The 5,476-nt window shown below is 56.2% G+C and carries 6 protein-coding genes and 1 pseudogene; 3 read left to right on the plus strand and 4 right to left on the minus strand.

The window, feature by feature from the left end:
• The 3 genes from A37O_RS16255 to A37O_RS0110275 form a co-directional block, all read left to right on the plus strand.
• Positions 1-212: transposase (locus A37O_RS16255; protein WP_018295694.1), on the plus strand; the 212-nt coding region annotated here is incomplete at its 5' end.
• 156 nt (positions 213-368) lie between these two features.
• Positions 369-1,091 carry a sensor histidine kinase gene (locus tag A37O_RS0110270; RefSeq protein WP_018297419.1) on the plus strand — a complete coding sequence of 241 codons (723 nt, stop codon included), beginning with the start codon at positions 369-371 and terminating at the stop codon, positions 1,089-1,091.
• On the plus strand, positions 1,088-1,750 hold the full coding sequence (locus A37O_RS0110275) for a response regulator transcription factor (RefSeq protein ID WP_018297420.1): 663 nt from the start codon (positions 1,088-1,090) through the stop codon (positions 1,748-1,750). The genes A37O_RS0110270 and A37O_RS0110275 overlap by 4 nt, the downstream gene beginning before the upstream one ends.
• 444 nt (positions 1,751-2,194) lie before the next feature.
• Here A37O_RS0110275 and A37O_RS15310 read toward each other — a convergent pair whose 3' ends face one another.
• The 4 genes and pseudogenes from A37O_RS15310 to A37O_RS16845 form a co-directional block, all read right to left on the minus strand.
• Positions 2,195-3,049: an alpha/beta hydrolase gene (locus A37O_RS15310; RefSeq protein ID WP_051077985.1), complete on the minus strand. Its 855-nt coding sequence runs from the start codon at positions 3,047-3,049 to the stop codon at positions 2,195-2,197.
• Between the two features lie 23 nt (positions 3,050-3,072).
• Positions 3,073-4,395 (minus strand): heparan-alpha-glucosaminide N-acetyltransferase domain-containing protein, encoded by a 1,323-nt coding sequence (locus A37O_RS15315; RefSeq protein WP_018297421.1) that lies wholly within the window; start codon positions 4,393-4,395, stop codon positions 3,073-3,075.
• Positions 4,392-5,333 (minus strand): hypothetical protein, encoded by a 942-nt coding sequence (locus A37O_RS0110290; protein ID WP_245533831.1) that lies wholly within the window; start codon positions 5,331-5,333, stop codon positions 4,392-4,394. Before A37O_RS0110290 ends, A37O_RS15315 begins: the two co-directional genes overlap by 4 nt.
• A pseudogene (locus A37O_RS16845) lies at positions 5,305-5,476 on the minus strand (IS256 family transposase); the annotation flags it as partial. The gene A37O_RS0110290 and the pseudogene A37O_RS16845, both read right to left, overlap by 29 nt.

Consider the following 5,476-nt stretch of genomic DNA (forward strand, 5'->3'; position numbering starts at 1 on the left):
GGACCAATGTCGTGGGGATCTTCCCTGACCGTGATTCGGTGGTCCGGTTGGTCGGGGCAGTGCTGGCTGAGCAGCATGAGGACTGGATGCAGCAGCGTCGGTACATGCCTCTGGCGATGCTGTCCTCGACGGCGGAGATGCTGGCGAAGGCCCGGGCAGCTGACGGCGTCGGCGTCGTTGTCGGTGACGGTCAGGAGGCTCTGGTGGCGTAAGGAATCCTGTTCCGTCAGCGGTCAGTTCATCGCTGAGTCAACCGCTGGCGGATACACCACTCAAAAGGACTTGACCTATAACATGGTCCCAGCACTTAACTTGAAGGTAGTGCTGGCGCTACCCCTGGACAATACGCATAGGTTTATTATGAAGTCATGTTTCGTCGCGTCACCCGTCCGGTGAGCCGGGCCGCACAAAAAAGCCACGAGCAGCTGCAAGCGGAAACGATTGCTGAGCTGACCAAATCACGTCGCGCCGTTGCGGATGCCTACGAGATTGAACGGCAACGCATCGAGCGAGATTTACACGACGGTACTCAACAGTATCTCGTGGCGGCGGCGATGAAGATCGGTGAAGCACAGCTAGAGGCCACAGGTCAGGTGCAGGCTCTCTTGCAGGAGGCCTTGCGAGATCTCCACCATGGTCTTGATGCATTGCGTGCTACTGTGCACGGCATCAGTCCTCAGGTGCTGTACGAACGCGGTCTTATCGCAGCCATCGATGATGTTGCTGCGATCTACGGTCCGCACGTAGAGGTGCGCTGCCCGCACCCTCTGCCTACCCTATCGCCATCGGTACTGGCTGCGGCGTACTTCTTCGTTGCCGAAGCGCTGACAAATGCTGCCAAGTACGCCCCAGATGCGCCTGTGAGCGTTTTGGTCATGGCGGACGCGCACTTGAGCATTTCAATTGTCGACGCTGGTCCGGGTGGTGCAAAGCTTATCGACGGCCATGGCCTGGCCGGTATGTGCGATCGCATGTCGGCTTTCGGTGGTCGGTTGACCCTGTCAAGTCCTCTTGGAGGACCGACCAGGGTAAATGCGAGTATTCCATTGTTGCTGGACCGGGGTAACACCGGATTAGGAGACGTTAGATGAAAATTGTGGTTGCAGATGATTCCGCGCTGCTTCGTGAGGGTTTGGCAGGTTTGTTGGAACGCCAAGGGCACGAGATCAGCGCACAAACCGGAACCGCAACGGAATTAGTGGATCTTTTTCAGGATGGAGTGCTACCTGACGTGTTGATCACCGACGTGCGCATGCCCCCAAACATGTCCGACGATGGACTCAAAGCAGCGCTTGCCATCCGGGAGGAATTCCCGGAACTTCCCGTCCTCGTTTTAAGCCAGTATGTCGCACCAGTGTACGCGGTGGAGCTCTTTCATTCGGCGGTGGCTGGCACCGGATACCTGCTAAAAGATCGCGTATCCCAGGTGGCAGACTTTCTGCAAAGCTTAGAGCTGGTAGCCAGTGGTGGCACTGTGATCGACCCTTCGGTAGCCGCTGCGCTGATGCGGGCGGGACGCGGCGGCCTTTCGCAGCTCACCGCACGGGAAACAGAAGTTCTCGAGCTGATGTCCCGTGGAAAGTCCAACCGGGAAATATCTGATGAGCTCGTGGTTTCATCGGCTGCCGTGGCTAAGCATGTCTCAAACATCTTCCTCAAGCTTGGTTTAGATCCTGCCGAAGAAAATCGGCGAGTAAAAGCAATCCTGGAGTATCTGTCATCTGGGTATCCTGCAGGTAATAATCAATAATGCTGTTTTTATTCAAAACTTCAAAGAAGTGCACTTCGTAAGATATTATCTTTATTTGACCTGGGGTTTTGTATTTCGTCCGGCGTTAGGTCCGCGCAAGGGTCGTCGTGAAGCAAAAAACCGGACCTAACGAACCGTGAAATATAAGGTGGATTCTAGGGTGTTTTTGAGCGGGGCGTACACGTCCTCGAGGGTGTCAGCGTTGCGGGCGGCCTCCGTCGTGGTTTGGCGTGCCTGGGTATATTCGGGGGAGTTGGATTAATAGCCCTGGTTATCGGCCGCGCTTAAGACGGAACTTGTGTAGCGCTCGGGGGAGACATGCCCCATGAAGAATGGCTTGCCCAGCTGCGCCCCGATCGTGGGTCCGAGGAAGTGCCACCGCGGCGATAGCCACAATGAAAACGAAAGCGGCGGTGCATCCCGGTCCGAGCTTCCTCGCAATGCTTACACGTCCTGTTCGTTGAGTATTTCTGCAATGAGATCGATCTTGGGCAGTGTGTAGTGGTCGTGGCCTTCGACGATTTCTGTGTGGACGTTGTCGAAGCCTTGGTCCTCGTACCAATGGGATCCTCGGCGGACGGCTCTGATGGCGTTGAAGCCGTCGTCGGAAGTCGTGCCGTCATCGTTGGAACCGACAACCCAATATAGAGGTGTGGTTTGTTGGTAATGCGCTTCGAAAGTGGGGTCTTGGTCTACCGGTGCGCCACCGCCGGCGAACATGATGGCCCCACCGGTGACAATGTCGGGGTTGGCGTGTAGGAGGGAATAGCTGATCATTTCTGCTCCACCGGAGTAGCCGGACCACCAGATTTTTTCGGCATCAAGGTCGTAGTCGGTGATGAGCTGATCGACGAGGGCGTTCAACCAATGCTGGTTGACGGAGAGCTGATGCCACCACGTTTCTTGTTGTGTATCGGGTGTGTGAGGAATGACAGTGATCAAGTTGTGCTGTGCCGCGACGTTGGCGGCACAGGCAGCAAAACCGTTTGGGGAGTCGAATTCTGCTGCACCATCGCCGTGGAGATGGACGAGGAGGCCGACGGGTTCGGAGCGATCGATTTCGTGAGCGAAGACATGGTAGTGGGAGGTGATGTCATTGGAATCGGTCAATGATTGTCCGAGTGCCACTTCGCCGTTGAGCGCATTGATTGCCGGTGCGGAAGCTTGTGGGGAGTCCGCTGCAGCCCAGGAGGTACAGTCGGTGCGCTCAAGATCGCCTTGGCTTTGCCGCGAAACAATCATGTTGGAGATCACAACAGCAGCAATAAGCACGATGGTAATGATCGCGACAACAAGCACTCTGAATTGGGTGCGTTTTTTCGTCAGCTGTGCGGAGGTCTGTGGGTCGTGTTGCTGACGTTGAATGGCGCGTCACCTGCTTTCGATAGTTTGGCCACGAGCCATTCTAGGGGTCCTTGCCTAACGAATCGGGTCCAGACGTAGGCAAATGCGATTCCGAAGGCGATCTGCGTGATGAATTGGAGAAGCGGCGAACCATTGATCAGGCCCACGCTCAAAAATGTTTGGTGCCCGAGGTAGAGGGTCAGAGTCATCGAGCCTATGAGCGCTAGGGGGGAGAGCTGACGGGAGTAAAAGCGCGACAGCAGCAGGCAAAACCCTAGGACGCACAGTGCCACACCTGTGCTGTGCAGAATTGAGAGCGCCGTGTTGGAGTGTGGCGAGGCCACAAGTTGCCACGCAAAAGTGCCGGTGGGCAGGTAGTCGAATTCTGCTCCGTAGACAATGAAGGTTTCAATATCGTCAAGAGTCAGTTGTGGTTCTGATGAAATGAGCTTTTCCCAGCCTCCCATGTACCAGATCCCAAGATAGGAAATCGCCCATGCAGTAATTGCGGTAATGAATCCGAAGAAGACCAAATACCCTTGTGTTGCAATTTTGCGCAATGGGAGGCGGCCAATGATCAGACCGACAAGGATGTAAAAGATCCATGTCGCTACCGGATACGTTCCGGTAAAGAACAAGGTGGTCAACGAGTCTCCAGGGGACTGGAAGACATCCACTATGGTGATGTTGGAAATGGGCTCGTCTACTCGGTGCCGATTAACCAGGAACAATACAATCGGCATCGTGGCAAGCGTGAGCAAGGCTGAAACGACCAGCTTGCGGATGCTCATGCCGATGAAAAACACTGCAATCAAGAACATGATGCCGTAGTAGGGCAGGATGTTGTACACAGGTGGTTCCAGCCAGAAGTTAAACAGTAGACCAATCAGGAAGATCGCCAGAGCGCGGATCAGCAGGCGTTTTCGCGCACGGGCAAGCCGGTATCCTGTGACGGGTTGTTGCCCTCCGGAGATGAATGCGAGTCCGACACCGGCCAGGGTGGCAAAAAGCGCGGCGGCATTGCCGGCTGCCAGAAAGAAACTTAAGGTCATTCCGCCGTTGCCGTCATACCCGGGTAGCGTGTGCACAGCGACCATTCCGATCAGGGCAAGGCCACGGGCAACATCGATGCCGATGATGCGTTTGCCGTCTAGTTGGGCCTCGGCTCCAACTTCGTCGCTGCCGTCATCGGTGGGGTCTAAGTAGACGGGTTCGCCATCAAAGTAGCGCCCCGTCCAGACTTTGCGTATGCCTGTTTGCCCTGGTGAGGGGTAAGGTTGGTGGGTGAGTCTGTGGCTCATTGGATCCCCGTTTTCAGTGTGCCGTCGTTAAGTGTGCTTGTTGCGGTATCGCGTGGGAAGCCCGCGGCTTCCACTGGAATGTATTGGGCGGGGTTTCCTTGCCAGCAGGTATCTGCTGGGACGACTTCGTGGCGTTGGACAAGTGAGCCAGGTCCGATGGTGGCGCGTTGGCCGATGGTGCTTCCCGGAAGGGCGAAACTGTTGGGTCCGAGTGTGGCGGAGTCGTGAATGTCGACTGGTTCCATGGACATCACACGGTCTTGGAAGAGGTGGGTTTGTACGACGGTGCCGCGGTTGACGCTCGAGCCGTTTTCTAAGGTGACTAGGTCGAATTCCGGCAGCCACCAGGTTTCGCACCAGACATTATTGCCAATGCGTACCCCGAAGAGTCGGTGCCATAGGTTGAACATGGGAGTCCCCAGGCTCATTCGGACAATACCTGGAATGGCCAAGGATTCGACGAACACGTCCACGAGTTCTCCGCGCCATACGAAACTGGAGAAAAGCGGTTTGTCCTGGGTGCGGAATCGGCCGATGAGTAGCCATTTCGCCGCAACTGGGATGAGTGCTGCAATCGTTCCGGCGACAATGAGCGTGGGCCAGCCGATGAGTGTCGTCCATCCAAGGGCTGCCAGTCGAGTTTCGCCACCAAGCCAGAAGTACATGTAACAGGTGGTCAGGAACCACACCGTTGCAACGTCGATCCAGTTGCTCAGAATATTTGGGATGATCCGGCAACATTCGACAAGTACGCGTAGCACACGGAGTCGCTGCGAGGGAGTATAGGTAGTCGATTGATCACTATCGACGACGCGCCGTGGGATTTGGTGCGGGGTCAAGTCCTTTTGAGTGGTGTATCCGCCAGCGGTTGACTCAGCGATGAACTGACCGCTGACGGAACAGGATTCCTTACGCCACCAGAGCCTCCTGACCGTCACCGACAACGACGCCGACGCCGTCAGCTGCCCGGGCCTTCGCCAGCATCTCCGCCGTCGAGGACAGCATCGCCAGAGGCATGTACCGACGCTGCTGCATCCAGTCCTCATGCTGCTCAGCCAGCACTGCCCCGACCAACCGGACC

This window comes from Corynebacterium lubricantis DSM 45231, from assembly GCF_000379425.1.
GTDB classification, from domain to species: domain Bacteria; phylum Actinomycetota; class Actinomycetes; order Mycobacteriales; family Mycobacteriaceae; genus Corynebacterium; species Corynebacterium lubricantis.

Coding starts and splice junctions, on each gene's coding strand:
- A37O_RS15315 (WP_018297421.1), bottom strand. CDS start 4,395: ATGAGCCACAGACTCACCCACCAACCTTACCCCTCACCAGGGCAAACA.
- A37O_RS0110275 (WP_018297420.1), top strand. CDS start 1,088: ATGAAAATTGTGGTTGCAGATGATTCCGCGCTGCTTCGTGAGGGTTTG.
- A37O_RS0110270 (WP_018297419.1), top strand. CDS start 369: ATGTTTCGTCGCGTCACCCGTCCGGTGAGCCGGGCCGCACAAAAAAGC.